This window comes from Microtetraspora sp. NBRC 16547 (assembly GCF_030268965.1).
In the GTDB taxonomy this organism is placed as follows: domain Bacteria; phylum Actinomycetota; class Actinomycetes; order Streptosporangiales; family Streptosporangiaceae; genus Microtetraspora.
In genome coordinates this window covers 97,408-122,197 of sequence record NZ_BSSE01000016.1, presented here as the reverse complement: position 1 = coordinate 122,197, position 24,790 = coordinate 97,408, and the positions used below count along the sequence as shown (strand labels likewise).

Genomic DNA, 24,790 nt, shown 5'->3' with positions numbered 1-24,790 from the left:
GACACCGCCCTTCCTACGTGGCTCTCAGGGTAATCAAGCCGGTGGAGCAGCGAGGGTGAATCGCCACGATTCAGGCCTCGCCGACACGATGGGGATCTCGTGCGCCCCAGCCCCGATGCCTTGGCGTTCACGGAGACCGTACCAGTTTGTCCTGGTCTTGCCTTCCCCCCAATTCGACATAAAGCGGGGGTCATGGCAGGGCCGGAACGCTGATCGCGGCGATTCCGAAGAGCAACGCGTCCCTCCTGGTCAGGATGTTGAGCACCGGGCTCTCGCCACGCAGCGTCACCGAGTCGCGCCGCGGCCCGGCCTTCCCCGGCCAGGTCAGGACCTCCAGCCGTGCCCGCGGTCCCCCGGCCGACAGCCCGCCGAGCGTGACGTTCAGCGGCCGCCCGCCCCGGAGCAGCGACGCCGTCTCCAGCACCGCCGCCTGCCCGAACGGCTGTCGCGGGTCGGAGGCGACCACGACCAGCGTCCATCCGGCCCGACCGGCGGACCCGGCGCTTCCCGTCGGGTCGGCGGAAGCGCGTGGAGTGGCCTTGGGATCGGACGTTCGTTTGGGATCGGGCGCGGCCTTGGGATCGGACGTTCGTTTGGGATCGGGCGCGGTCTTGGAATCGGGCGCGGCCTTGGCGGCGGGCGTGCCCTTGGAATCGGGCGCGGCCTTCGCGGCGGGCGTGCCCTTGGAAGGGAGAGTTCCGGAGGTGCCGGGAGTCCCGGGAGTGCCCTGGGAACCTGCGGCAGCGGTTCGGATGGACGCGTCCGCGACCCACCACACGCCGCTCGGCCCGCCCTCGCGGACGAGCCGCGTCACGTCGGCGAAAGCGAGGTAGCCGGTCCCCGAGGGAAGGGTGCGCCGGGCCACCTCGGCGGCGTGCACCGTCACGTAGTGCCGCGAGCGGGGCGCGCGGACGCGGATGTCCCCGGAAGGAGCGGTCCCCTCAGCGTCGGCCGACCAGTAGAGCCCGGCCCAGAGAACCCGGCCGCTGCTGGGCAGAGCGAGGCGGGCGAAGCTGGAGCTCCGCGTCGAAGGGTCCTTGTCGAGGTCCACCAGGACCTTCTCCGTGCACGTGGATCGCTTCGGCGGGCAGGCCAGCAGGGTGCTCCCCACAGCCTGTCCGGTCACGTGCCCGTCGATGGCGAAGCGGGCGGTGGCGCCGGACGCGCGCACCCCCTTGGCCGAGGTCGCGGCCACCTTCAGCGCGCCCGCCCGCACCCGCACCGCCGGGCCCCGATCCTCGGGTGCGTCCCCGGCCACGGTCACCGGCAGGAAGAACGAGGTGGCCTCCCCCGCCGCGAGCGCGCCGTGCGCGCAGCGCACCCCCCTTCCGCTCGTGCGGCACGCCCAGCCGCCCGATGTCTCGGCCGAGGCCGCGGCGCGCCCCTTACTGCCTCCGGCGGCGGCCGGGACGACTCCACGGGGCAGGTCGACCGCGGCCTCGACCTCCTGGGAGGCGGCGTTCCCTGTGTTGCGCAGCCGTACGGCGACGATGCCCCGGCGGGCCCGCACGAGCGCGCCGACCGGCTCGACGGTCGCGGCGAGCCGCGCCACCCTGGGGACGGGCGCCTGAGCCGGCTTCCTGGACAGCAGCGGCTGCTCGACGGGCGGCTCCGGGGCCGCCTTCGCGAGGTCGCCCGTCCCGCCGGACGGCTCCGGCGAAGCCGATCCCGATGCCGATCGCGAGGGTGATCCCGAGGGCGATCGTGAGGGTGAAGGCGATGCCGATCGCGAGGGTGAAGGCGAGGGCGAGGGCGCCGCGGCGGGAGGGGACGGAACCACCGCAGGACGCGCCGGTGACGCCCCCGGCGACCGGCCGGGCGAGAACGGCACGAGCGCGGAGGGCAACGGCGAGGAGATCACGCGCGGAGAGATCGGCGGCGGAGACGGCACCGGCTGCGGCCGGGCGCGGCCGTCATGACCGCCGTTCCCACCGGTTGCGCCGCGCCCGCCCGGCACGCCGTCTGGCACACCGTCGCGAGTGCCGCTTTCGCCGTGCGCGTCCCGCTCGTCGTGGACGCCCTGTGCGGCCGGATGCCCGCCGCCGGTGACGACGTCGGTGATGGCGTCGATCAGGAGCAGCCCGCCCGCCGCCGCCGCGGCCGTGCCCCCCGCGACGGCCCAGTACGCGAGGGGCACCCGCCGTACCCAGCGAGCGAGGCCGGCCCGTCCCCCGCGCCCAGTGGCGGCGGCGCCGCGGAGCGCGGCGAGATACCCGGTGAGAAATGGCCCCGCGATGAGCGGCCCGACGACGACCCGGAGTCCCTGGACGACGTCGGAGAGTTCGAGGAAGACGGTCCGGCAGTCGACGCAGTCGGCGACGTGCCCGTCCACCATGCGGGTCTCGCGCCGGGTGAGGCCGCCCCGAACGTAGGCCGCCATCTTCTCCGTCATCGCCCGGCAGCCGGGAAGCGGCCCGCCGTCGAGGTGGATCTGCAGGAACGCCTGGCGCAGCCCCTCGCGGGCCCGGTACGCGAGCGCCGCGACGCCTTTCACGGAGAGGCCGAGCATGGGGCCGATCTCGGCCGCGCCGCAGTTCTCCACTTCGGTGTGCCACAGCACCATCCGCCACCGCTCCGGAAGCGAGAAGTACGCCCTGGCGACCAGCGAGCGCTCCAGCCCGGCGTAGGCCGGGTCCACGTAGGGCGTGCCGAGCTCGTCCCCGTCCTGCTCGCCCGCGGCCGTGCGGCGGAGCGCCGTCAGGAGGTAGAGACGGAATGCCGATTCCGGGCCGCCGCCGCTCCTGATCACGTTGAGCACGGCCGCGAACGTCTCGGAGAGGATCTCCTCGGCCTCCGTGTTCCCCTCGACGTCCCCCTCGACGTCCCCCTCGACCATCTGGCCGGCCAGGGAGCGGGCCGCGGCCACGTGGCGATCGAAGAGCGCGGCGTAGGCCGACACGTTGCCGCCCCGCACCGCGTCCAGGAGTTCTGCATCGGTTTGCCGGATTCCCGCACTCATTGTTACCTCACGATTACGCTGAGTCGTCCAGCACATGATTCCGCCGACCGTGCGCTGCCTAAACCGGTGACGGGTCCTTACCTTCGAAGCGGTGGTCGCGACCTCGTAGGCTGGGCGCCATGAGCGACCGCGAGAAGCTGCTTGACGAGATCAGGAAGAAGGGGGTCGTGCACGGCAGGGTCGTGCTCTCCTCGGGCAAGGAGGCCGACTGGTACGTCGATCTCCGCCGCATCACGCTCGACGGCGTGGCGGCCCCGCTGGTGGGGCGAGTGATGCTCGACCTGACCGAGGACCTCGGCTATGACGCGGTCGGCGGCCTGACGCTGGGTGCGGACCCCGTGGCGACCGCGATGCTGCACGCCGCCGCCGCCCGGGGACGCGTGCTGGACGCCTTCGTCGTACGCAAGGCGGGCAAGGCGCACGGCCTGCAGCGCCGGATCGAGGGCCCGGATGTGAAGGGACGCCGCGTGCTCGCGGTCGAGGACACGACCACCACGGGCGGCTCCGTGCTGACCGCCGTGGAGGCGCTGCGCGAGGCCGGCGCCGAGGTGGTGGGCATCGCGACGATCGTGCACCGCGGTGGCGACGAGAACCTGGCCGCCACCGGCCTGCCGTACCGCTCGGCCTACGGCCTCAGCGATCTGGGGATCTCGTCACCTTGAACGTCTGGCGTTCCCCGGTCTCACCCGGGGGACGCTGGGTTCCGTTCTCCAGGACCGTGACCGTGCTCGCGTCACCGAGGACCACGTCGAGCTCGGGTTCGAAATAGGAGGCCTGTTCGCCCCGGGTCATGTCCCGGTCCATCAGCACGTCTCCGCCGGGGATGCGGACGAACACCGGGCACCGGTCGGCGCTGCACACGATCTGTACGGTCGCCGTCCGCGTGCTCGCGGACGAGGACGCCCCGCCGGATGCGCGGGGCGTGGCGACGGCGGCCCCGGCGTCGTCCGAGCCGAGGACCGTCATCAGCGATTTGGCTCCGACGGCGACGACAGCCAGCGCGAGCAGGACCACCAGGCCGATGAGTACCAGCCGGGCGATCCCCATCGGATCAGACCTGTGGCGTCCCACATACCGGAGGGTAGCGGTTCCGCGAACAGGCCAACAGCACCCAAATGAGGATTAATCACACTTTGGTGCGCTAAAGGGATCAACGCCCCGCGTGGTGCTTGCCCCTCGGGGCGGGGGCGCCTCCGGCCTTCCGGTTCTTCAGGACCTCACGAACGATCGGCACCAGCGACAGCACGATGATCACGAAGACGCCCGGCAGGATGTACTTGTCGATGCCCTCGACCTTGCTGCCGAGGAAGTACCCGAGCAGCAGCAGCGCCTCGACCCAGACCACGCCGCCCAGGGCGTTCCACAGGAAGAACTTGCGCGCGTCCATTTGCAGAACGCCGGCCACGGGGTTCATGAAGGTGCGCACGATCGGCATGAACCGCGCCACGACCACGGCCTTGGCGGGGCCGAACTTCTCGAAGTAGTACTCCGCCTTTTCGACGTGTTCCTTTTTGAACAGCCGGGAGTCGGGCTTGTCGAAAAGCTTGCGGCCGACTCGCGCGCCGAGGAAATGCCCGAGCTGGGCGCCGAGGATCGCGGCCAGCGGCGTCCCGACCAGCAGGGTGGGCAGTGACAAGGGCTCGACACCTTCGAGCACCTTGCCCGAAGCGAAGATCCCGGCCGCGACCAGCAGTGAGTCGCCCGGCAGAAAGAAACCGACGAGCAACCCGGTCTCGGCAAAGATGATCGCGATGACGCCGACCGTCGCGAAGGCGCCGAGCATGGTCAGCCACCACTGCGGGTCAAGAAGATTCAGGATCACGTCCACGCCTCGAGCTTACCGGTCGGATATGAGGCGACACTGATAGAAGACGGGCGTGGCCCGGAGCCTGCTTCACACATCGGCACGCGCTTCGGGATACTTGCGACCGCCGGTAACTGTCTCAGAAGGAGATGAATTTCCGATGCCTATCGCGACTCCAGAGGTCTACGCCGAGATGCTCGACCGGGCCAAGGAGGGCGGCTTCGCCTACCCGGCGATCAACGTGACCTCGTCCCAGACGCTGAACGCGGCGCTTCGCGGCTTCGCCGAGGCCGAGAGCGACGGCATCATCCAGGTGTCGACCGGCGGGGCGGAGTTCCTCTCCGGAACGACGGTCAAGGACATGGTGACCGGTTCGGTCGCTCTGGCCGAGTACGCCCGGGTGGTGGCCGCCAAGTACCCCGTGACCGTCGCCCTGCACACCGACCACTGCCCGAAGGACAAGCTGGACGGTTTCATGCGCCCGCTGATCGAGATCTCTCGTGAGCGGGTCGCCAGGGGCGAGGAGCCGCTGTTCCAGTCCCACATGTGGGACGGCTCCGCCGTACCGCTGGAGGAGAACCTGTCCATCGCCTCCGAGCTCATCGAGAAGTGCGCCGAGGCGCGCGTCATCATGGAGATGGAGATCGGTGTCGTCGGCGGCGAGGAGGACGGCGTCGTCGGCGAGATCAACGAGAAGCTCTACACCACGGCCCAGGACGCCATCGCCACCGCCGAGGCCGTCGGCCTGGGCGAGCGCGGCCGGTACCTCCTGGCCGCGACGTTCGGCAACGTGCACGGCGTCTACAAGCCGGGCCACGTCAAGCTGCGTCCCACCGTCCTGAAGGACATCCAGGAGGCCGTCGGCGCCAAGTTCGGCAAGGACAAGCCGTTCGACTTGGTCTTCCACGGCGGCTCCGGCTCGCTGCTCGAAGAGATCCACGAGGCCATCGCGTACGGCGTGGTCAAGATGAACATCGACACGGACACGCAGTACGCCTTCACCCGGCCGGTCGCGGACCACATGTTCCGCAACTACGACGGCGTGCTGAAGGTCGACGGGGAGGTCGGCAACAAGAAGGCCTACGACCCTCGCGCGTACGGCAAGGCCGCCGAGGCGGGCATGGCCGCGCGGGTCGCCGAGGCCTGCCGGCACCTGAAGTCGGCGGGCACCAAGCTCCGCTGAACGCATCCTGACCAGGGCAAGCCGGGCCGGCGGACCGCACCAGGCCGGACCGCACCAGGCCGGACCGCACCAGGCCGGACCGCACCAGGCCGGGCTTGACCCGGCTTAACCGGACGTAGCCGCGCTGAACGCGTTCCCGCGCCCAGCGCGGCTGCGCTCCACACACTGCGCTCCACACTGTGCCCTTACGCACTGTGCCCATACGCACTGCGCCCGTACTGTGCCCGTGCGGCCGCTCGAAACCGGGTCCTTCCGTTCCACGCGACGGCTTGCCGGAGAATTTTCGCCAATCTTGTCCCGGCCCCCTCATGATGGTGCGGACTTTCCACGGGTAAGACTGTGCTCATGGAAACGCACGAAAACCTCCTGGCCGGTCCGCCGCCCACCCTCCTCCCGGACAACGCCGAGGCTCGAGAGATGATCGAGTCCGGCGCCAAGGCGGCCGACGTGGCCGCGCGCTTCCCCGCCTACTCCGAAGCCTGGGCGGCGCTGGCCGAGGACTACTTCGCGGCCGGGCACGCCGTCACGTCGTACGCCTTCGCGCGCACCGGCTACCACCGCGGCCTCGACCAGCTGCGCCGCGCCGGCTGGAAGGGTCACGGCCCGGTCCCGTGGGACCACGGACCCAACAAGGGCTTCCTCCGCTGCCTGCACGCGCTGAGCCGAGCCGCACACGCCATCGGCGAGAAGGACGAGGCCGAGCGTTGCGCCAAGTTCCTGCGCGACAGCAGCGCCGAGGCCGCCCAGGCGCTCGCCGGACACTGACCCTGCCGAGCCGGCGGAGCCGTACATGAGGGGCGGGCCGCCCGTTCAGGACCCGCGAATCCCGGTTTCCGACCGGCTCAGGTAGTCTCAGGTTGCAAGAGGCCCCTGTCGTACTTGCGTCAGGGGTTTTCGTTTTGTGGTGCAGGAGTCAGACCATGCCGGCTGTGGTTCTCGTAGGCGCCCAATGGGGCGATGAGGGCAAGGGAAAGGCCACCGACCTGCTCGGCGGCGACGTCCATTACGTCGTCCGCTACCAGGGCGGCAACAACGCGGGCCACACCGTGGTCATCGGCGACCAGAAATACGCCCTGCACCTGCTGCCCACGGGTGTGCTCTCTCCCGATGTGGTCCCCGTGATCGGCAACGGCGTCGTGATCGACCCGGGTGTGCTGCTCAGCGAGATCGACGGGCTGGCCCAGCGCGGGATCAACGCCGACCGGTTGCTGATCTCGGCGAACGCCCACCTGATCATGCCGCAGCACAAGGCCATCGACAAGGTCAGCGAGCGCTACCTGGGCAAGTCCAAGATCGGCACGACCGGCCGCGGCATCGGCCCCGCCTACGGCGACAAGATCTCCCGCATGGGCGTCCGCGTCCAGGACCTGCTGGACCCGGGCATCCTCAAGCAGAAGATCGAGGTCGCGCTCGGCGACAAGAACCAGATCCTCACCAAGATCTACAACCGGCGCGGGCTCGACCCGGCCGCGGTGCTGGATGAATACCTCGCGTACGCCGAGCGGCTCAAGCCGCACATCACCGACACGTCGCTGGTGCTGAGCAAGGCGCTGGACGAGGGCAAGGTCGTCCTCCTCGAAGGCGGCCAGGGCACGCTGCTGGACATCGACCACGGCACCTACCCGTTCGTGACCTCCTCGTCCCCGACCTCGGGCGGCGCGTGCATCGGCTCGGGCATCCCGCCGTCGCGGCTCACCCGCGTCATCGGCATCCTCAAGGCGTACACCACTCGGGTCGGCTCCGGGCCGTTCCCCACCGAGCTGACCGACGAGATGGGCGACTGGCTGCGCTCCACCGGCGGCGAGTACGGCGTGACCACGGGCCGCAACCGCCGCTGCGGCTGGTTCGACGCCGTCATCGCGCGGTACGCCACCCGGATCAACGGCGTGACCGACTTCTTCCTCACCAAGCTGGACGTGCTGTCCGGGCTGGAGCGGATCCCCGTCTGCGTCGCGTACGACGTGGACGGCGTGCGCCATGACGAGATCCCCATGACGCAGACCGAGTTCCACCACGCCAAGCCGATCTACGAGGAGCTGCCCGGCTGGCAGGAGGACATCACCGACGCCAAGACGTTCGAGGACCTGCCGCCCAAGGCGCAGGATTACGTCAAGGCGCTGGAGGAGATGAGCGGGGCCCCGATCTCCGCGATCGGCGTCGGCCCCGGCCGCACCCAGACCCTCCAGATCCGCCCGCTGATCTGAGCGCGTTTCCCCCACCCCGGATGGTTGTGTGACGCTTTGTGCTGATGCGCGCCGCGGGGGTGGGGATGCTCGGGTGACACAAGGCGACCCAGTAGGGTTCGCCCTTGTGCATGGACACGTTGAACTACACGGCCATCGGGGGGCACGCGGGCTGCGGCCCGAGAACACGCTCCCCGGGCTCGCCTTCGCGCTGGAACTCGGGGTCGACGCACTGGAGTTCGACGTCGCCCTGAGTTCCGACGGGCAGATCGTGCTCACGCACGACCTGATCGTCTCGCCGGTGACCAGCGCGGACACCGGGATGGCCACCGCGGGCGACGAGATGTTCCCCTACGTCGGCAAGCCGATCGGCTCCCTGTCGCTCGCCCAGCTCAGGACGCTCGATGTCGGCATCCGGCTCCCGACGCGGCCCGACGACCCCTTCGCGCTCACCCAGGTGCCGCTGCCCGACACCCGGATGCCCACGCTCGGCGCCGTGCTCGGCCTCGTCGACGCGTACGGCGCGGACGGGGTGAGGCTGCACGTCGAGCTCAAGTCCGACCCGGACCACCCGGAGCTGACGGCCGATCCGCGTGAGTTCACCGAGCTCGTGGTGAAGGAGCTCGACCGGCACGGCCGGCTCGCGAACGCCGCTCTGCTCAGCTTCGACTGGCGCGTCCTCGAGGCCGCGCGACCGCTGGTCGACCGGCGGTACGCGCTGGTCGAGGAGGCCACGATGGCCCCCGCCTGGATGAACGGCCTGGATTTGGCCGACTTCGGCGGCGACCTGGCGGCCGCGGCCCGGGCGGTCGGGGCCACCACGCTCTCCCCCGACCGCGTGCTGGTCGACCAGGCGCTGATGACCGCCGCGTCGGAGTGCGGCCTGCCGGTCGTGGTGTGGACGGTCAACGACCCCGACGAGGCGGCCGCGCTTCTCGACCTGGGCGTGGCGGGCATCGTCACCGACTATCCGGACCGGATGCGGCTCCTGTGGGCGGCCCGTGGGCTCCCCCTGCCGCGGCCGATCGCGCCGCTCCGCAACGCGGTCGCCTAGACCTGTTTCCCTAGTCCCCGTTCCCCTTCACGCCGCCCGCGGCGTCCTGGTCCCCTCCGGACGTCTCCGCGATGGACAGGGCGCCGGACGGGCACAGCTGTACGGCCCGCCGGACCGCGCCCGCCATCGAGGCGGGCGGCTCCGCGTCGAGCAGGACGACGGTCCCGTCGTCCTCGCTCTGGTCGAACACCTCGCCCAGGGCCAGCACGCACATCCCGGCCCCGATGCAGCGGCCGGTGTCCGCGATGATCCTCATCGCGCCCCCTTCCCTACCAGGTGACCGGCAGCCGGTGCACCCCGTAGACCACCATGTCGGTCCGCATCGGGACCTCCTCCGCCGGTACGGCGAGACGCAGGCCGGGGAAGCGGCGCAGCAGGGCCGGGTAGGCGATCCGCATCTCGGTCCTGGCGAGCTGCTGCCCGAGGCACTGGTGGATGCCGTGGCCGAAGGTCAGGTGCCCGCTCGCGGGCCGCGCGACGTCAAGCTGGTCGGGCTCGGAGAACCGCTCGGGGTCGCGGTTGGCGGCGGCCACCGAGATGGTCACCGTTTCTCCCGCCCTGATGAGACGGCCGTCGATCTCGACGTCCTCCAGGGCCGCCCGTACCGGGCCGATGTGGACGACGGTCAGGTAGCGCAGCAACTCCTCGACGGCGTGCTCCACCACCTCGGGGTCGTCGCGCACGGCGGCGAGCTGGGCGGGGTTGCGCAGCAGGGCGTAGGTGCCGAGGCCCAGCATGTTCGCGGTCGTCTCGTGGCCCGCGATGAGGAGCAGCGTGGTGATGCCGGTGAGCTCCTCGTCGGTCAGGTCGGTGTCCGCTGCGAGCCCGCTGACCAGGTCGTCCTCCGGCTCGGCCCGCTTGTGCCGGACCAGATCGCCGAGATAGTCGAGCAGGTCCTGCATCGCGGCCTCCACCTGCTCCAGCGTGGAGTCGAGGCTGAGCAGCACGGAGGAGTCGCGCTGGAACTTCTCCCTGTCGTCGTACGGGACGCCGAGCAGCTCGCAGATCACGAGGGACGGGATCGGCAGCGCGAACGCCCGTACGAGGTCGATCGGGCCACCGGCGCGCTCCATGGCGTCCAGGTGATCGCGGGTGATCTCCTCGATCCTCGGCTCCAGTTGCTTCATCCGGCGGACCGTGAACTGGCCGGTCAGCAACCGCCGGTAGCGGGTGTGGTCCGGCGGATCCATCCGCAGGAAGAAGCCCGGCCGCCGCACGGTCGAGCGGAACTGCGCGTCGCGCTGCGCGATCGGCGTGTGCAGGAGGTCGATGCGCGTGCTGAAACGGGGGTCGGCGAGGATGGCACGAGCGGCGGCGTAGCCGGTGACCAGCCAGCCCTGATGGCCGTCGGGGTAGGCCAGCGGGCGGATCGGGTCCTCCTCGCGCCAGAGGGCGAGGTCCTCCGGCGGGTCGAACGGGTGCACACGCGTGAGGGGGAGGGTCACCGGATGGGTCGTGGCTTCGGTCATGACGGGCTCCTTGTGGGAGAACTCAGTCGGAAAGCACTTCGCCTCTTTCACGGAACAACATTTAATGTAAAGTTGCAATGAGTGAAGATATATATGTAGTAAAATCAAACTATGTCGGACGCTCCTGGCCTGCGGGAACGCAAGAAGATCCGCACGCGGAACGCGCTGATCGAGGCGTCTCTACGGCTGTTCGAGGAAAAGGGCTACGACGAGACGACCATCGCGGAGATCGCCGCCGCCGTGGACGTTTCGCCGCGGACCTTCTTCAGTTACTTCACCAGCAAGGAAGACGTCGTCTTCTTCGACCACGAGATGCGGGCCGAGGAGGCGCTCCACGTAATCGCCGACCGCCGGCCCGGCGAGTCGGCCATGGACCTCCTCGTCCGGGCGGTGCGGCAGAGCCTGGACCGCGACTTCGCGGACCCGGACCGCTCCGCGGAGTCGGCCGAGCGGCGCACGCATCTGATCGAGTCGGTGCCCTCGCTCCAGGCGCGGGCGCTGCACCTGCTCTTCGACACGCAGCGACGCCTGGCCCGGGCCCTGCACGACGCCTGCCCCGACGAGCTCGACCCGGTCGAGGCGGCCACGGCGGTCGGCGCGATCGTCGGCGCGGCCAGGCTCGCCGCCCTGACGAGCCGCGGCCTCGGCGCCTCTCCCCCGGAGGTACGGGCCGCCGCCCGTAAGGCGATCGACATCACGATCAGCGGCCTCGGCTCCCTCGGTTCCCCCGACGACCGCCCTCGTTAGCGCGACTACGAACCGCCGTACATGCGGGCGAGATCCACGAGTTCGATGTCCGCCCGCGCGTCCGCGACCCGGCGAAGGGCGTCGGTGAACCCCGATCGGCTGAAAAGCAGCAGTTTGGGAAGCGGCCCGACCTTGGCGGCGGGCAGGAGACCGCGAAGGTGTTCGAGGCGCTCCAGGTGCGGGACGTCCATCGCCGTGCTGGTCCCCTTCGCCTCGCCTATCGCGGTTATCCGCTCCGCGGCGAAGGAGGGGGATTCCGTGACGACGATGTCGATCTCATGCCCCTGCCGGTGCTCGCGGCAGGCGATCTCGGTGGGGCGGACGCGGGCCGCCATTCCTCCCAGCGTCCCCGGATCGGCGTGTTCGAAGCACCATTCCCGTGCCAGATCCTCGAAGTGCGGCCCGTAGATCTTTCCTGCCACGGTATCGGCGTTGCCGGCCCACACCTGGCTCGCCCGGCCGATCACCAGCGCGGGCTCGTGGCGTTGGATCAGAAGCTGGTGGAAGCGGACGACCGGTTCCGCGATCCGGTACACGCTGCGCTTCTCCCTGAGCGCGTCGTCGATCTGGTCGATCAGGCCGATGTCCCGCAGGCCGGACAGCAGGTGGCCGAGCGCGCTGCTCGGGCGGCCGAGCGCGGACGCGATCTCGGAGCGGCGATGGTTTCCCGCGCACAGAGCCGCCAGCGTCGCCGCGTACGAGGTGGGATCGGCGATGGACGATTCCTCCCGGAGAAGCAGTCCGCCCTCCCGGAACATGGCCGAGGCGGGATTCAACAGCCGGCGCGCCACCCACTCGTCGAACTCGGCCGCCGAGGAAGGGGCGGATCCTCCGCTCATTTCGAGGTACGCGGGAGTTCCACCGACCAGTGCGTGCAGCCGGAACGCCAGTTCGGGATCGTGCGACACCTGCCAGAAAGCCGCCGCCTCCCGGTATCGGAACGGGCGGACGACCAGTTCCATGCTCGCTCGCCCACGAAGCGGAGCCCCGCCCCCGAGCAGTTGAGCCATGGTGGTCAGCGCGCTGCCGCAGAGGATCATCCTGGTGCGGGTGTGCTCCTTGGCGAACCCCAGAGGGCTCAGCGCCTGCTGGAGGTAGGACGGGAGCCCAGGACTGGCGTTCACCAGGTACGGAAACTCATCGATGATCACTGGCACCGCGCGGTTCTCACCCAGCCGGAACAGCTCCTCCAGTGCCTCCCGCCACGACGGGAAGCTGACAGGCTGCCGGAGGCCGAGGAAAGCGCCGTACGCGGCACCGAGATCGGCGAGGTTCTGCGTCTCGCTCTGCTGGGTGGCCGCGAAGAGGAAGCCCGACGTCTGCCGTGTGAGAAGTTCGAGCATCAACGTCTTGCCCTGGCGTCGCCTGCCGTAGACGAGGCCGAGCGTCGCGCCGATGGTGGGCGAGGCGGCGAACTCGGTCAGCTCCCGCCACTCCGCGTCCCGCCCGAACAGCCGCTCAGGCTTCCCCGTGGTCTGCACATATCGATGATAGAGGAAGCTGCGATAATGATAGCTGAAGCTATTATAGTTTCAGCTATCATTAGCTCCGCCGTCAGAGCCAGCCGTTGCGGCGGAACGCGCGGTGGAGCAGTGTGCAGACGACCGCCATCAGACCGAGCGCCGCCGGATATCCCCAGTACGTGTCGATCTCCGGCATATGGGTGAAGTTCATGCCGTACAAACCGGCGATCATCGTGGGCACGGAGATGATGGCCACCCAGGCGGAGATCTTCCGCATGTCCTCGTTCGCCAGCGCGTTGGAGCGAGCGAGCGCGGCCTGCAGGATCGAGTCGGACAGCTCGTTAGATGACTGGACCTGCTCGCACACCCGGGACAGGTGGTCGCCCACATCGCGGAAGTACTCGCGCATCTCCGAGGGGATTATCCGCCGCTGAGGAAGCGAGTTGAACGGCGTCTGGAGCGGCCCGACCGCCCTCTTGAGCTCCAGCATCTCGCGCTTGAGCTGATAGATCCGGTTAATGTCCCGGGAGCTGACCTCGGCGAAGACGGTCGCCTCGACGTGCTCCAACTCGTCCTGCATCAGATCGGCGACATAGAGGTACTTGTCCACGACGTAGTCGGCGATGGCGTGGAGCACGCCGGTCGGTCCGCGTCCGAGCAGCTTGGCGTCGTCCTCCAGCTTCTCGCGGACGTCCGCCAGTGGGCACTGCTTGCCGTGCCGTACGGTGACGACGAAGTCGGGGCCGACGAACACCATGATCTCGCCTACGGCGATGATCTCGCTCGTGGCGGTGGGCGCCTGGTGGTCGAGGAACGCCACGGTCTTGAGCACGACGAACAGCGAGTCGCCATACCGCTCGACCTTGGGGCGCTGATGCGCCTTGATCGCGTCTTCGACGGCGAGCGGGTGCAGGCCGAAGACCTCCGCGAGCCACTCGACCTCGGGGGCGGCGGGCTCGTAGAGACCGACCCAGACGTAGGCGTCGGAGGCGGCACTGCTTTCGTTGTGCGCGCGGACCAGGCGGACCGCCTCGGCGATGCCGTCGACGTCAACCTTCTTGCCGGCGACGTACGCGCCGAACTCCAGCAGAGAATTGCTCGGCGGCACGCAGCGGTCGGTGACGGGCTGCTCAGGCACGGGCTTCGCCAGACGTGGCGGAACAACCCGGGCGTGGCGGGAAATGAGTGGAAAAAGCGTTGAGGAGCGCATGGCGGACCCTTCCCGCCCGAGCCGGCACGCTCCACGCGCGACGCGACGTCACCCCTTTTTCAGGCGTGAGCTTGCCCCTCGGGCTCAGAGATCAGGTGGTCGGGAATGCGCACGTCGCACGTGCGCGGGCACGTACTGACGGGATCATCAGAAGACACCCCAAACCACCTCCAATCGCCACGAGGCATGGTAAAGCTGAGCTAACTTATCACATCAGGCTGGGCTGTCTCTAGGGTAACCACCCGTCCCCTCGATGATCAGGTGGTTCTCCTCAAAAGCCTCCAAGCCCCCGGAACTTCACCAGTAACGTCCCCCGGTAGCGCGGCGGGGAACCAACCGAGCAGCGAGCGGGCGAGCGCGAACGCCCGGAGCGACGGAGGAGCGAGGACGTGACGAGGGCACGAGTCGCCTCTAGGGCGCCCCGAGCCCGCGCGAGCGCAGCGAGCGCCAATAAACCGCAAGGGGCGCGGCGGGGAAGTAACCGAGGAACGCCCGGAGCGACGGAGGAGCGAGGACGTGACGAGGGCACGAGTCGCCTCTAGGGCGCCCCGAGCCCGCGCGAGCGCAGCGAGCGCCAATAAACTCAGCGGGTGCGCGTTCTAGTTATTGGATCCGGTGGTCGCGAACACGCCCTGTGTCGTGGGCTGCGGCTCGACCCGTCCGTCTCGGAAGTCCACTGCGCTCCCGGCAACGCCGGCATCGCGCGGGTGGCGACCCTGCACCAGGTGACGCCGACCGACGGCGCGGCGGTGTCGGAGCTGGCGGTCACGCTGGGTGCCGATCTCGTCGTGATCGGCCCGGAGGCGCCGCTGGTCGCGGGCGTGGCCGACGCCGTACGGGCCGCGGGGATCCCGTGCTTCGGCCCGTCGCGTGAGCCGGCTGGGATCGAGGGGTCCAAGTCCTTCGCCAAGGACGTGATGACCGCGGCGGGTGTGCCCACCGCCCGCGCGTTCACGTGCACCACGGCGGAGGAGGCGGCGGCCGCGCTGGACGAGTTCGGCCCGCCGTACGTCGTGAAGGACGACGGCCTGGCCGCGGGCAAGGGCGTCGTGGTGACCGGGGACAGGGACGAGGCCCTCGCGCACGCAGAGGCGTGCGAGCGCGTCGTCATCGAGGAGTACCTCGACGGTCCCGAGGTGTCGCTGTTCGCCCTGTGCGACGGGGAGACGGCGGTGCCGCTCCAGCCCGCACAGGACTTCAAGCGCGCCTGGGACGGCGACGCGGGCCCCAACACGGGCGGCATGGGCGCGTACACGCCGCTGCCGTGGGCGCCTGAGGGCCTGACCGAGCAGGTCATGACCGAGATCGTCCTGCCAACCGTGGCGGAGCTGGCGGCGCGCGGCATGCCGTACACGGGCGTGCTCTACGCGGGCCTGGCCCTCACGGCGAAGGGGCCGCGTGTGATCGAGTTCAACGCGCGGTTCGGCGACCCGGAGACCCAGGTCGTGCTCGACCGGTTGGAGACGCCGCTCGCCGGGCTGCTGCTGGCGTGCGCCACCGGCACGCTGGCCGCGCACGAGCCGCTCCGCTGGCGGGACGGCGCGGCGGTGACCGTGGTGGTCGCGGCGGAGAACTACCCCGGCGAGCCGGTCAAGGGCGACGTCATCGAGGGGCTGGACGCCGAGGTTCCGGGGGCGTACGTGCTGCACGCGGGCACGGCGTTCGACCCCGCGCCCGACGCCGGGGGCCGGATCGTCTCCAACGGGGGCCGGGTGCTGAGTGTGATCGGCACCGGACGCGATCTCGCCGAGGCCCGCACGCGCGCGTACGAGGCGGTCGGTCACATCCGGCTGCGCGGCTCCCACCACCGCTCCGACATCGCGCTTCGCGCCGTCGAGTCGTAGGCCGGTCATCCCGGACGGCCGCGCGGCCGGTCGTCCGGCCGGTTGCCGGGGCCGGGTTTGGGCCGGTCGGCAAAGAGGTCTGAACCACTGGCAAAATGGCATAGTGAAGCACCTCCACTCCGGCAAGGTCCGCGATCTGTACGAGACCGAGGACGGGCTGCTGCTGATGGTGGCCTCGGACCGGATCTCCGCGTTCGACCACGTCCTCACGCCCGGCATCCCCGACAAGGGCAAGATCCTCACCCAGCTCTCGCTGTGGTGGTTCGAACAGCTCGCGGACGTGGTTCCCAACCATGTGGTCTCTACCGACGTGCCCGCCGAGTTCGCGGGCCGGGCGGTGCTGTGCCGCAGACTGCGGATGGTCCCGGTGGAGTGCGTCGCGCGCGGCTATCTGACGGGTTCCGGGCTGGCCGACTACCGCCGTGAGGGCGTCGTCTCCGGCGTTTCCCTCCCCACCGGGCTGACCGACGGCTCGCGGCTGCCCGAAGCGATCTTCACGCCGTCGACGAAGGCCCCGATCGGGCAGCACGACGAGCCGATGACGTACGCGCAGGTCGTCGAGGAGGTCGGGGCGGACGTCGCGGAGCGCCTCAGACGGATCACGCTCGACGTCTACGTCCGCGGCGCCGAGATCGCCCGGGAACGCGGCATCATCCTGGCCGACACCAAGATCGAGCTGGGCTGGGACGCCGAAGGCGAGCTGGTCCTGGGCGACGAGGTGCTCACCCCCGACTCCTCCCGCTTCTGGCCGCTGGAGGAGTGGCGGCCGGGCCGGTCCCAGCCGTCGTTCGACAAGCAGTTCGTCCGCGACTGGCTGACCTCGCCGGAGTCCGGCTGGGACAGGTCGTCGGACGAGCCGCCACCGCCCCTTCCCGACGAGATCGTCGAGCGCACCCGGCAGCGGTACGTCGAGGCGTACGAGCGGCTGACTGGGCGCGTCTTCCGCGGGTAGTTCCCCCTCATAACGCCCGTCTCAGCGGCTACTCTGGTCCAGCCTTGGCCGCCGCGTCGTGCGAGTCCCCACCTTTGACTTAGGAGTCTCATCGATGGTCCGTTACCGCGTGCGCGGAGGCAACGTACTGCGCGGAACCGCCTTCATCCAGGGCGCGAAGAACGCCGTCCTCCCGATGATCGGCGCGGCGCTGCTCGCGTCGGAGGGCCAAACGGTGCTGCGCAACGTGCCCGTGATCGAGGATGTGCGCCGCGCCGTCGAGCTGGCCCAGGCGATCGGCGCCAAGGTGCAGTTCCACGAGAACGAGCGGACGCTGGTGATCGACGCGTCCCAGCTCACCAGCCCGGTGCTGCCGGCGGAGATCGCGCGCCGCTTCCGCGGCTCGGTGCTGTTCGTCCCGGCCCTGCTGCACCGCCTGGGCGAGGCGATCATCGAGGGTGTGGGTGGCTGCAACCTCGGCAGCCGCAACCTGGACTTCCACTATCTCGGCTACAAGCGGCTCGGCGCGGTCGTGGACGAGGGCGAGGCCGTCATCCACATCAAGGCGGCCGGGCTGACCGGCGCCCCGCTGTACCTCGACACGCCCTCGCACACCGGCACCGAGAACCTCATCATGGCCGCCACCCTGGCGGGCGGCACCACCGTGATCGAGAACGCGGCGCTCGAACCCGAGGTGCTCGACGTCATCAGCATGCTCTCCCGGATGGGCGCCAGGATCCGCGGCGGCGGCACCGGCTTCATCACCGTCGAGGGCGTCACCGAACTGACCGCGGTCGAGCACACCGTGATGCCGGACCGGCTGGACGCCGGCGTCTTCGCGATGGCCGCCGCGATCACCGGCGGCGAGGTCAACCTGGTCGGCGCCTCCCTGGAGCACCTCGGCGTGGTCCGCTGGAAGCTGGAGCAGATGGGCGTGAAGTTCGCGACCGACGGCGCCGTGCTGAACGTCCGCAGGGACCGCACGCTCCGGCCGATCAACGTCATCACCGACACCTACCCGGGCTTCGCCACCGACCTGCAGTCGCCGCTGATGACGGTGGCGTGCCTGGCCGACGGCTCCAGCTACATCCATGAGCGGATCTTCGACGGGCGCTTCGCGCTCGCCGGCGAGCTGAACAAGATGGGCGCCAGGATCGAGGTCGACGAGAACCGCGCGGTCGTGCACGGCCCGACGCCGCTGCACGGCACCGAGGTCACCGCGCACGATCTCCGCTCGGGCATCGCGCTCGTGCTGGCCGGGCTCTGCGCCGAAGGCGAGACGACAATCGACTCGGGTTATCTCATCGATCGCGGTCACGCTCATCTCGCGCAGCGTATGCAGGCGCTCGGCGCAGATGTGGAACGCCAGATTTCCCCTTTGGCCGCAGGCTGATCCCAGAGGCCAATTTTGCACTCCTGAGCTGGTGAAACGTTCTGATTGGCCATCCGCAGGCCGTATGCAGAACGGATTTCCGGCAAATTTGGGCGTGACATTACGGCCGCCACACGCGATCGTTCCAAAGAGAGCTTCAACGAATTTGGAATCGGTTACGCGGATGGGACAGACATTGGTCGAGCGCACGGAAGAGAATCCGCGCGGGTCACGCCTGGGCACGATGACTCCGGATCTCACTATCGGTGTGGTGGGGCCGCATGATCTGGTCGAGCGAGTGATGCTCATGGGTCATGCGGCCGCACCCGTGCCGTGCCGCCTGGTGGCGGCCGCCTACCGGGACGAGCAGGAGGCGGCCGACAAGGTGACCAGGCTCGGCCCGAACGTGGACGCCTGCCTGTTCTCCAGCCCCGCACCCTACGAGATCGCCCGTCGTGCCGGGGTGCTCACCATGCCGGCCACGCATGTGCAGCTGGGCGGCGCCGCCCTGGCCGCCGCCATCGCCCAGGCGGCCATGGACGAGCGGATCGACCCCCTGCGGGTGAGCGTGGACGTGCTCAGCCGGGCGGAGATCGACGAGGCGTACTCCGATTTAGGCCTGCCTTCGGGCGAGGTACAGAGCCGCGACGAGCCTGGAGCCGCCGGCACCATTGCAGCGTTCCACGAGCGCCTCATCCGGCAGGGGGCCACCACGGGAGCGCTGACCTGCCTTCCCGGGGTCGCCGACCGGCTGGCCGCCGCGGGCCTGCCCGTCGTGCGGGTCCGCCCCACCTCGGCCGCGGTCCGTACGGCACTGCACACGGCCGCGCTGCTCGGGGCGCACCACCGGCTGGAGGAGTCCCAGCTCACGGTGGTGCTGGTGGAGGTCCCCACGCTGCGCGAGCCGGTACGGCGGGCCGCGCCCCGCTACTGGCGGGACGAGCTGCGGCTGTCGCTGCACCGGCTGCTCGTCCAGGAGGCCAACCGGATCAACTCGAGCGTGTGGCCGATCGACGACCACAGCTACCTGGTGGTGTCCTCGCGGGGCTCGATCGCGGCCGCGACGGACGGCTTCCGGGTCCTGCCGTTCGCGGCAAAGATCAGGGATGAGCTCGGCCTGGCCGTCGAGGTGGGGGTGGGCATGGGCCGGACCACTCACGACGCCGAGACCCACGCGCGCGGCGCGCTCGGACGCAGCCAGGGGGCCAAGAACTCCCAGGGCTTCGCGGTGGACAGGGAGGGCCGCGCACTGGTCCCCGCGCCCCGGATGCCCCCGCACGCGGTCGGGACGGCCAAGCCGAAGGGCGTCGAGGTGCTCGCCCGGCTGGCGGCCAAGCTGGAGGGCGGCGACACGGTCGTGGACGCCGAGAGCGCGGGCAAGATGCTCGGCGTCACGCCGCGCACGGCCCGGCGGTTGCTGCGCACGCTGGTGGACGAGGGACTCGCGTGGCCGCTTCCGCCGAACCGTACGCCCGCCCCTGGCCGGCCGCGCCAGCTCTACCGGCTCATCGTGGAGAAACTCAACCGCTGAGTCAGGAATTGTCCCGCTATTGTCATGAGCCATGGGGAAGAACGCTCATGGCATGCGGACCTGGCTGGCATTGGTGACCGTCTACATCGTGTGGGGGTCGACCTATCTCGGGATCCGGATCGCCATCGAGACCCTGCCCAGCCTGCTCAGCGGCGGCCTGCGGTTCGTCACGGCGGCGCTGATCCTCGGCGCGGTACTGCTGCTCCGCAAGGGGCGCGAGCCGTTCCGCATGACGAGGCGGGAGCTGGGCGGGGCCGCCCTGGTCGGCCTGCTGCTGCTGACCGGCGGGAACGGCATGGTGGCGGTCGCCGAGCGACACATCGGGAGCGGGCTCGCGGCGCTGCTGGTCGCCTCGGTCCCGCTCTGGCTGGTCATGCTGCGCACCGTCTTCCGTGACCGGCCCCAGGCGCTCACGCTGGCCGGGGTGCTCGTCGGGTTCGTCGGCGTGGCGGGGATCTCGCTGGGCGGTGGCACCGGGTCGGACCCCGTCGGCGTGGTCATCATCCTGGTGGCGTCGCTGTCGTGGTCGATCGGCTCCTTCCTGTCGGGGCGCATCCCCATGCCGCGTGACCCGTTCGCGGCGAGCACGGTGGAGATGGCCGTCGGCGGCGTCGGCCTGCTGATCATCGGCTCGGGGCTGGGCGAGCGACTGGACCTGGCCGCCGTCAGCGGCCGGTCCTGGGCGGCGCTGGCCTACCTGATCGTGGTGGGCTCGCTGATCGGCTTCACGTCGTACGTCTGGCTGCTCGGCAACGCGCCCATCTCGCTGGTTTCGACGTACGCGTACGTCAACCCGGTCGTGGCGGTGCTGCTCGGGGTGGCCGTGGTCGGGGAGACCGTCACCGCGGGCATGCTCGGCGCCGGGGCGCTGATCGTGATCGGCGTCGCCCTGGTGGTGTCCACCGAGCGCCGCGGGCGGGCGGCGCGCGCCGTGCTCGAGGCGCAGGCGGAGGCGGCGCCGAGCTGATCCGCCCGCCGGGCGGTCGGTGTCCGGTGCGGAGTGGAAACCGACCGCGCGGCGACGGATCAGGCGCCTAAGAATCAGGCGCCGACGGGTCAGGCGTGAAGAGTCAGGCGCCGAAGAGTCAGGCGCCGAATGCCTCGGCGGCGGCGAGGAAGACGTCGTTGGCCTCCTGGTCGCCGATCGAGACGCGCGCCCCCTCGGTGCCGAAGGGCCGCACGGCCACGCCGTACCCGGCGCAGAACTCGGCGAACTCCGGAGTCCGGTCACCCAGACGCATCCAGACGAAGTTGGCCTCGGTCGGGGGGATCGTCCAGCCCTGGGCGATCAGCGCCTCCCGGACCCGGTCCCGCTCCTTGACCACGGTCTCGACCCGCTCCAGGAGCTCGTCCTCGGCCCTGAGGGACGCGATCGCGGCGGCCTGGGCGATCGCGTTGACCGCGAACGGCACCGCGGTCTTACGTACGGCGGCGGCCACGGACTCGTGGCCGATCAGGTAACCCACGCGCAGCCCGGCCAGGCCGTACGCCTTGGAGAACGTGCGCAGGACGGCCACGTTCGGGCGGTCGCGATACAGCGCCAGGCCGTCGGGGACGTCCTCGTCGCGGACGTACTCGCAGTACGCCTCGTCGATGATCACCAGTACGTCGCCGGGCACACGGTCGAGGAACTCGGCCAGCTCGGCCGTGCGGTTGACCGTACCGGTCGGGTTGTTCGGGTTGCAGACGAAGACCAGGCGGGTCGCGTCGGTGATCGCCGCGGCCATGGCGTCGAGGTCGTGCGTCTCGTCCGTGAGCGGCACCTGGACCGAGGTCATCCCGGCCAGGTCCGCGAGCATGGGGTAGGCCTCGAAGGACCGCCACGCGTAGATCGCCTCGGCGCCCGGCTCGGCGACGGTCTCGAAGATCTGCTGCGCCACCGCGACCGATCCTCCGCCCAGCGCGACATGCTCCTGCGGCACGGCGAAGCGCTCGGCGAGGGCCTCGGTGAGGGCGGTCGCGCCAGGGTCGGGGTAGCGGTGGATCCGCGCGGCGGCCTCGGCGATCGCCTCCCGCACGCTCGGCAGCGGCCCGAACGGGCTCTCGTTGGAGGACAGCTTGAACGACCTGCCGTCAGGGGCGACCACGGCCTTGCCCGGCTTGTACGGGGGCATGGTGTCGAGTACGGCCCGGAAGCGCGGCGTCGACATGCTCGTCCTCCTCTTATGAGTCTCTTTGTGCGAAATCAACCCTACTGAGGCCCGCGGACTGAGGCGGACGTGAGGCGGACGGCCGGCCGGTCAAGATCCGCACCCGCCACGCGATCGACGGCCTGCTCCACCGCTGACGTCAGCCGCGGCCTTCACCGATGTCCGTCTCGCGGCCTGCGCTCCGAGGTCAACGCGTCAGGCCAGGGGCTTCACCCAGCGGCCCCACTGGGGCTGCGGCCCGTAGCCGGACGCCGACCAGGCCCGATGGGCGAGCTCGTTGTCGTGCAGGACCATCGCGTCCGCGCGGAAGGCCCCGAACGCCCGGAACCGGTCCTCCGCCGCCTCGATCAGGCGGGATCCGATGCCCATGCGCCGGTGTCCGGGGTCCACGGCGAGCCGGTAGAGATGGGCCCGCCAGCCGTCCCAACCCGCGATGAGCGTGCCCACCATCCGCCCGTCGATCTCCGCGATCAGCAGCGCCTCCGGGTCACGCTCGACGAGCTGGACGACCTTGTCCGCGTCGTCGTGCCGATCGGTGTCCTCGGCCGCCTCGGCCCAGAAGCGGAGCACGGCTTCGACGTCGTCCCGCCCGCCATGCCTGATCATCACCCTGAGTGTCGTCATGGCAGACAAACCTAATCCGGCATCGGGCTTTCGGCGTCAGCCACCTCGCGGCGCGTACATGATCACAGCGACCCCGGCGAGGCAGATCAGGGCACCGATGACGTCGAACCGGTCCGGCCGATAGCCGTCCATCGCCATGCCCCACGCGAGCGAGCCCGCCACGAACACCCCGCCGTACGCCGCCAGGATGCGCCCGAAGTTGGCGTCCTGTTGGAGCGTGGCGACGAATCCGTACAGGCCGAGCGCGATCACTCCGGCGCCGATCCATGCCCAGCCGCGGCTCTCGCGGGTGCCCTGCCACACCAGCCAGGCCCCGCCGATCTCCAGCACCCCGGCCAGTACGAATAGGAGCACAGAACGCACGACGGTCATATCGGTGGACTCTATGCGTTGCGTCGCAATTGGTTAGCCCGGTCAGTAGATAGCCGGCCGAGTGCGTCACACGGCCTCTCGCGGTGAGGCGGTGCCTGGGCCCGGCAATCGTACGGTTACCACCAGGCCGCCGCCGTCGCGAGGGATGGCCGTCACCGAGCCGCCGTGACCGCGGGCGATGGAGCGCACGATGGACAGGCCGAGGCCGAATCCCCTCCCGCCGCCGGTACGTTCGCGGTTGAGCCGCCGGAACGGCTGGAACAGCGACTCGATCTCGTAGTGCGGCACGATGGGCCCCGAGTTGGCCACGGTCAGCACCGCGTCCTCGCCGACAGTCTCCGTGGTCACAGAGACGAGCCCGGAGGGCACGTTGTGCTCGACGGCGTTCTCGACCAGGTTCTGCACCAGCCGTTCGAGCAGGATCGGATCGCCTCTGGTGATCGCGGCGGCCGCGCCGTCGCAGGGAACGCCGAGCTGGTCGCAGACGTGGCCGGCGATGTCGGCCAGGTCGACGGGGGTGCGCTCGGTGATGCCGTGCTCGGAGTCGGCCAGTGTGAGCAGGCCGTCGATCAGCCGTTCGTGCCGTTCGTTGACGGTCTGCAACGACGTGCCGAGCTGGATGCAGTCCTCCGAAGCGCCCGGCCTGCTGACCGCGAGCTCCACCAGCGTCCTGTTCATGGCCAGCGGGGTGCGCAACTCGTGCGAGGCGTTGGCGACCAGCCTGCGCTGTCCGTCGAAGGCCGCGTCCAGTTGCTCCACCATCAGGTTGAAGGCGTCGGCCAGGTCGCGTACCTCGTCTTGCGGGCCGTCCATGACGATCCGTTCGTGCAGTCCCCGCCCCGCACCCACGGACAGCCGCCGCGCGGTCTCGGTGACACGGTGCAAGGGCTGCAGCGCTCGGCCCGCCACCAGCCAGCCGAACCCGACCGAGGCTGCTCCGACCAGCAGCAACCCGATCGCACCCTGCGATATCAGGGAGGTGGTGGTCACCGTACGGATCCGTTCGCTCAGCATCTGCCGGCCCTCGTCCATCGGCGGCCCAGACGGCGTGGACGACAGGACGTGCTTGCCGCTGATGGCCGAGGGCACCTGCTGGGACACCAGCAGGGTCGTGACGCCGAGCAGCACCACTCCGCCCACCAGGAAGAACGCCGCGTATACCAGGGTCAGTCTGGCCCTGATCGTGAGCTTCTTCATGCGATGCGGTACCCGACTCCAGGAATGGTGTCGATCACGGGGACCTCCAGCTTGCGGCGCAGCTTCAGAATCGTCACCCGCACGACGCCGGTGAACGGGTCGGTGTGCTCGTCCCAGGCCCGCTCCAGCAGGTCCTCGGCCGACACCACCGCCCCATCGGCGCGCAGCAACTCGGCGAGTACGGCGAATTCCTTGCGCGACAGCGCGACGTAACGCCCGTCGCGATAAACCTCCCGCCTGGCCAGATCCATCCGGAGGCCACGGCGGCTGAGGACCGGAGGCGTGATGTGCCCGGTGCGCCGCAGCAGCGCCTGCACTCTGGCCGACAACTCGGCCAGTGCGAACGGCTTGGACAGGTAGTCGTCGGCGCCGAGCTGGAGGCCCGCCACCCGATCCCGTACGGCCGCAGCAGCGGTCAGCATGAGAACACGGGTTCGTGAGGCCGATTCCACAATCGATCGGCACACGTCGTCGCCATGGACGGCAGGCAGATCACGGTCAAGGATGACCACGTCGTAGTCGTTCACTTCCAGCCGCTCCAGCGCCGAGCCGCCGTCGTTGACCACGTCAACGGCCAGCGCGTCGCGACGCAGCCACTCGGCGATGCCGTCGGCCAGCACCGGTTCGTCCTCAACGATCAGAACACGCACGCTCAGGAGTTCTATCCGGCTGGGTGTATCGCCACCGTTAACGTTCG

23 protein-coding genes are annotated in these 24,790 nt (G+C 70.0%); 11 read left to right on the top strand and 12 right to left on the bottom strand.

Translation table 11 applies throughout. The annotated features are described in order from the left end of the window. Nucleotides 1-190: 190 nt before the first annotated feature. A complete protein-coding gene (locus QSK17_RS21950; protein ID WP_285706908.1) occupies nucleotides 191-2,959 on the bottom strand; it encodes a zf-HC2 domain-containing protein in 2,769 nt (922 codons plus the stop codon). A gap of 119 nt (nucleotides 2,960-3,078) precedes the next feature. Between QSK17_RS21950 and QSK17_RS21945 the strand changes: the two genes are divergently transcribed. Next, the gene (locus QSK17_RS21945) at nucleotides 3,079-3,621 is read left to right on the top strand and encodes an orotate phosphoribosyltransferase (RefSeq protein WP_285706906.1); all 543 of its coding nucleotides are present in this window, start codon (nucleotides 3,079-3,081) and stop codon (nucleotides 3,619-3,621) included. Here the strand turns inward: QSK17_RS21945 and QSK17_RS21940 are convergent. Beyond that, on the bottom strand, nucleotides 3,593-4,030 hold the full coding sequence (locus QSK17_RS21940; RefSeq protein WP_285706904.1) for a hypothetical protein: 438 nt from the start codon (nucleotides 4,028-4,030) through the stop codon (nucleotides 3,593-3,595). The two genes, QSK17_RS21945 and QSK17_RS21940, sit on opposite strands and share 29 nt — an antisense overlap. 79 nt (nucleotides 4,031-4,109) lie before the next feature. Next, a complete protein-coding gene (locus QSK17_RS21935; protein WP_285706902.1) occupies nucleotides 4,110-4,787 on the bottom strand; it encodes a DedA family protein in 678 nt (225 codons plus the stop codon). A 136-nt stretch (nucleotides 4,788-4,923) separates the two neighbouring features. Between QSK17_RS21935 and fbaA the strand changes: the two genes are divergently transcribed. The 4 genes from fbaA to QSK17_RS21915 all read left to right on the top strand — a co-directional run bounded on the left by fbaA (nucleotide 4,924) and on the right by QSK17_RS21915 (nucleotide 9,183). Then, nucleotides 4,924-5,946 carry a class II fructose-bisphosphate aldolase gene (gene fbaA, locus QSK17_RS21930; protein ID WP_285706901.1) on the top strand — a complete coding sequence of 341 codons (1,023 nt, stop codon included), beginning with the start codon at nucleotides 4,924-4,926 and terminating at the stop codon, nucleotides 5,944-5,946. Between the two features lie 345 nt (nucleotides 5,947-6,291). After that, the gene (locus QSK17_RS21925) at nucleotides 6,292-6,711 is read left to right on the top strand and encodes a DUF3151 domain-containing protein (RefSeq protein ID WP_285706899.1); all 420 of its coding nucleotides are present in this window, start codon (nucleotides 6,292-6,294) and stop codon (nucleotides 6,709-6,711) included. Nucleotides 6,712-6,866: 155 nt separating this feature from the next. Next, nucleotides 6,867-8,150, top strand: a complete 1,284-nt coding sequence (locus QSK17_RS21920; RefSeq protein WP_285706898.1) for an adenylosuccinate synthase — start codon at nucleotides 6,867-6,869, stop codon at nucleotides 8,148-8,150. Nucleotides 8,151-8,256: 106 nt separating this feature from the next. Then, nucleotides 8,257-9,183 (top strand): glycerophosphodiester phosphodiesterase family protein, encoded by a 927-nt coding sequence (locus tag QSK17_RS21915; RefSeq protein WP_285706897.1) that lies wholly within the window; start codon nucleotides 8,257-8,259, stop codon nucleotides 9,181-9,183. 10 nt (nucleotides 9,184-9,193) lie between these two features. On the opposite strand, the gene QSK17_RS21910 is transcribed toward QSK17_RS21915, so the two are convergent. Together QSK17_RS21910 and QSK17_RS21905 are read right to left on the bottom strand one after the other, a co-directional pair. Further along, complete coding sequence (locus QSK17_RS21910) at nucleotides 9,194-9,439, bottom strand: ferredoxin (RefSeq protein WP_285706896.1); 246 nt, start codon at nucleotides 9,437-9,439, stop codon at nucleotides 9,194-9,196. 13 nt (nucleotides 9,440-9,452) lie between these two features. After that, a complete protein-coding gene (locus tag QSK17_RS21905; RefSeq protein ID WP_285706895.1) occupies nucleotides 9,453-10,652 on the bottom strand; it encodes a cytochrome P450 in 1,200 nt (399 codons plus the stop codon). A 111-nt stretch (nucleotides 10,653-10,763) separates the two neighbouring features. Between QSK17_RS21905 and QSK17_RS21900 the strand changes: the two genes are divergently transcribed. Then, nucleotides 10,764-11,399 (top strand): TetR/AcrR family transcriptional regulator, encoded by a 636-nt coding sequence (locus QSK17_RS21900; RefSeq protein ID WP_285706894.1) that lies wholly within the window; start codon nucleotides 10,764-10,766, stop codon nucleotides 11,397-11,399. A gap of 5 nt (nucleotides 11,400-11,404) precedes the next feature. Here the strand turns inward: QSK17_RS21900 and QSK17_RS21895 are convergent, their stop codons facing one another. After that, complete coding sequence (locus QSK17_RS21895) at nucleotides 11,405-12,880, bottom strand: AAA family ATPase (RefSeq protein WP_285706893.1); 1,476 nt, start codon at nucleotides 12,878-12,880, stop codon at nucleotides 11,405-11,407. Nucleotides 12,881-12,953: 73 nt separating this feature from the next. After that, nucleotides 12,954-14,000, bottom strand: a complete 1,047-nt coding sequence (locus tag QSK17_RS21890; RefSeq protein WP_285706892.1) for a magnesium and cobalt transport protein CorA — start codon at nucleotides 13,998-14,000, stop codon at nucleotides 12,954-12,956. A gap of 662 nt (nucleotides 14,001-14,662) precedes the next feature. On the opposite strand from QSK17_RS21890, the gene purD reads away from it, so the two are divergent. The 5 genes from purD to QSK17_RS21865 all read left to right on the top strand — a co-directional run bounded on the left by purD (nucleotide 14,663) and on the right by QSK17_RS21865 (nucleotide 20,717). Next, complete coding sequence (gene purD, locus QSK17_RS21885; protein WP_285706890.1) at nucleotides 14,663-15,916, top strand: phosphoribosylamine--glycine ligase; 1,254 nt, start codon at nucleotides 14,663-14,665, stop codon at nucleotides 15,914-15,916. Nucleotides 15,917-16,019: 103 nt separating this feature from the next. Then, nucleotides 16,020-16,868, top strand: coding sequence for a phosphoribosylaminoimidazolesuccinocarboxamide synthase (locus QSK17_RS21880; RefSeq protein ID WP_285706888.1), 849 nt, complete (start codon nucleotides 16,020-16,022; stop codon nucleotides 16,866-16,868). 94 nt (nucleotides 16,869-16,962) lie between these two features. Beyond that, the gene (gene murA, locus QSK17_RS21875) at nucleotides 16,963-18,240 is read left to right on the top strand and encodes a UDP-N-acetylglucosamine 1-carboxyvinyltransferase (RefSeq protein WP_285706887.1); all 1,278 of its coding nucleotides are present in this window, start codon (nucleotides 16,963-16,965) and stop codon (nucleotides 18,238-18,240) included. Between the two features lie 223 nt (nucleotides 18,241-18,463). Further along, entirely contained in the window at nucleotides 18,464-19,750 is a 1,287-nt protein-coding gene (locus QSK17_RS21870; protein ID WP_285706974.1) for a transcriptional regulator, read from the top strand. A gap of 31 nt (nucleotides 19,751-19,781) precedes the next feature. Next, nucleotides 19,782-20,717, top strand: coding sequence for an EamA family transporter (locus tag QSK17_RS21865; protein ID WP_285706886.1), 936 nt, complete (start codon nucleotides 19,782-19,784; stop codon nucleotides 20,715-20,717). A 118-nt stretch (nucleotides 20,718-20,835) separates the two neighbouring features. Here QSK17_RS21865 and hisC read toward each other — a convergent pair whose 3' ends face one another. From hisC to QSK17_RS21840, 5 genes are all read right to left on the bottom strand, one after another. Next, nucleotides 20,836-21,900: a histidinol-phosphate transaminase gene (hisC, locus tag QSK17_RS21860; RefSeq protein ID WP_285706884.1), complete on the bottom strand. Its 1,065-nt coding sequence runs from the start codon at nucleotides 21,898-21,900 to the stop codon at nucleotides 20,836-20,838. A gap of 195 nt (nucleotides 21,901-22,095) precedes the next feature. Further along, nucleotides 22,096-22,524, bottom strand: a complete 429-nt coding sequence (locus QSK17_RS21855; protein ID WP_285706883.1) for a GNAT family N-acetyltransferase — start codon at nucleotides 22,522-22,524, stop codon at nucleotides 22,096-22,098. Between the two features lie 36 nt (nucleotides 22,525-22,560). Further along, entirely contained in the window at nucleotides 22,561-22,896 is a 336-nt protein-coding gene (locus QSK17_RS21850; protein WP_285706881.1) for a YnfA family protein, read from the bottom strand. A gap of 66 nt (nucleotides 22,897-22,962) precedes the next feature. After that, nucleotides 22,963-24,093: a sensor histidine kinase gene (locus QSK17_RS21845; protein ID WP_285706880.1), complete on the bottom strand. Its 1,131-nt coding sequence runs from the start codon at nucleotides 24,091-24,093 to the stop codon at nucleotides 22,963-22,965. Then, nucleotides 24,090-24,743: a response regulator transcription factor gene (locus QSK17_RS21840; protein WP_285706879.1), complete on the bottom strand. Its 654-nt coding sequence runs from the start codon at nucleotides 24,741-24,743 to the stop codon at nucleotides 24,090-24,092. Before QSK17_RS21840 ends, QSK17_RS21845 begins: the two co-directional genes overlap by 4 nt. Between the last annotated feature and the right edge of the window lie 47 nt (nucleotides 24,744-24,790).

Bases quoted from the DNA above. Each gene is read 5' to 3' on its own strand.
- QSK17_RS21950 (WP_285706908.1), bottom strand. From the start codon at position 2,959: ATGAGTGCGGGAATCCGGCAAACCGATGCAGAACTCCTGGACGCGGTG.
- QSK17_RS21945 (WP_285706906.1), top strand. From the start codon at position 3,079: ATGAGCGACCGCGAGAAGCTGCTTGACGAGATCAGGAAGAAGGGGGTC.
- fbaA (WP_285706901.1), top strand. From the start codon at position 4,924: ATGCCTATCGCGACTCCAGAGGTCTACGCCGAGATGCTCGACCGGGCC.
- QSK17_RS21925 (WP_285706899.1), top strand. From the start codon at position 6,292: ATGGAAACGCACGAAAACCTCCTGGCCGGTCCGCCGCCCACCCTCCTC.
- QSK17_RS21920 (WP_285706898.1), top strand. From the start codon at position 6,867: ATGCCGGCTGTGGTTCTCGTAGGCGCCCAATGGGGCGATGAGGGCAAG.
- QSK17_RS21910 (WP_285706896.1), bottom strand. From the start codon at position 9,439: ATGAGGATCATCGCGGACACCGGCCGCTGCATCGGGGCCGGGATGTGC.
- QSK17_RS21905 (WP_285706895.1), bottom strand. From the start codon at position 10,652: ATGACCGAAGCCACGACCCATCCGGTGACCCTCCCCCTCACGCGTGTG.
- QSK17_RS21900 (WP_285706894.1), top strand. From the start codon at position 10,764: ATGTCGGACGCTCCTGGCCTGCGGGAACGCAAGAAGATCCGCACGCGG.
- murA (WP_285706887.1), top strand. From the start codon at position 16,963: ATGGTCCGTTACCGCGTGCGCGGAGGCAACGTACTGCGCGGAACCGCC.
- QSK17_RS21870 (WP_285706974.1), top strand. From the start codon at position 18,464: ATGACTCCGGATCTCACTATCGGTGTGGTGGGGCCGCATGATCTGGTC.
- QSK17_RS21865 (WP_285706886.1), top strand. From the start codon at position 19,782: ATGGGGAAGAACGCTCATGGCATGCGGACCTGGCTGGCATTGGTGACC.
- hisC (WP_285706884.1), bottom strand. From the start codon at position 21,900: ATGTCGACGCCGCGCTTCCGGGCCGTACTCGACACCATGCCCCCGTAC.
- QSK17_RS21855 (WP_285706883.1), bottom strand. From the start codon at position 22,524: ATGACGACACTCAGGGTGATGATCAGGCATGGCGGGCGGGACGACGTC.
- QSK17_RS21850 (WP_285706881.1), bottom strand. From the start codon at position 22,896: ATGACCGTCGTGCGTTCTGTGCTCCTATTCGTACTGGCCGGGGTGCTG.
- QSK17_RS21845 (WP_285706880.1), bottom strand. From the start codon at position 24,093: ATGAAGAAGCTCACGATCAGGGCCAGACTGACCCTGGTATACGCGGCG.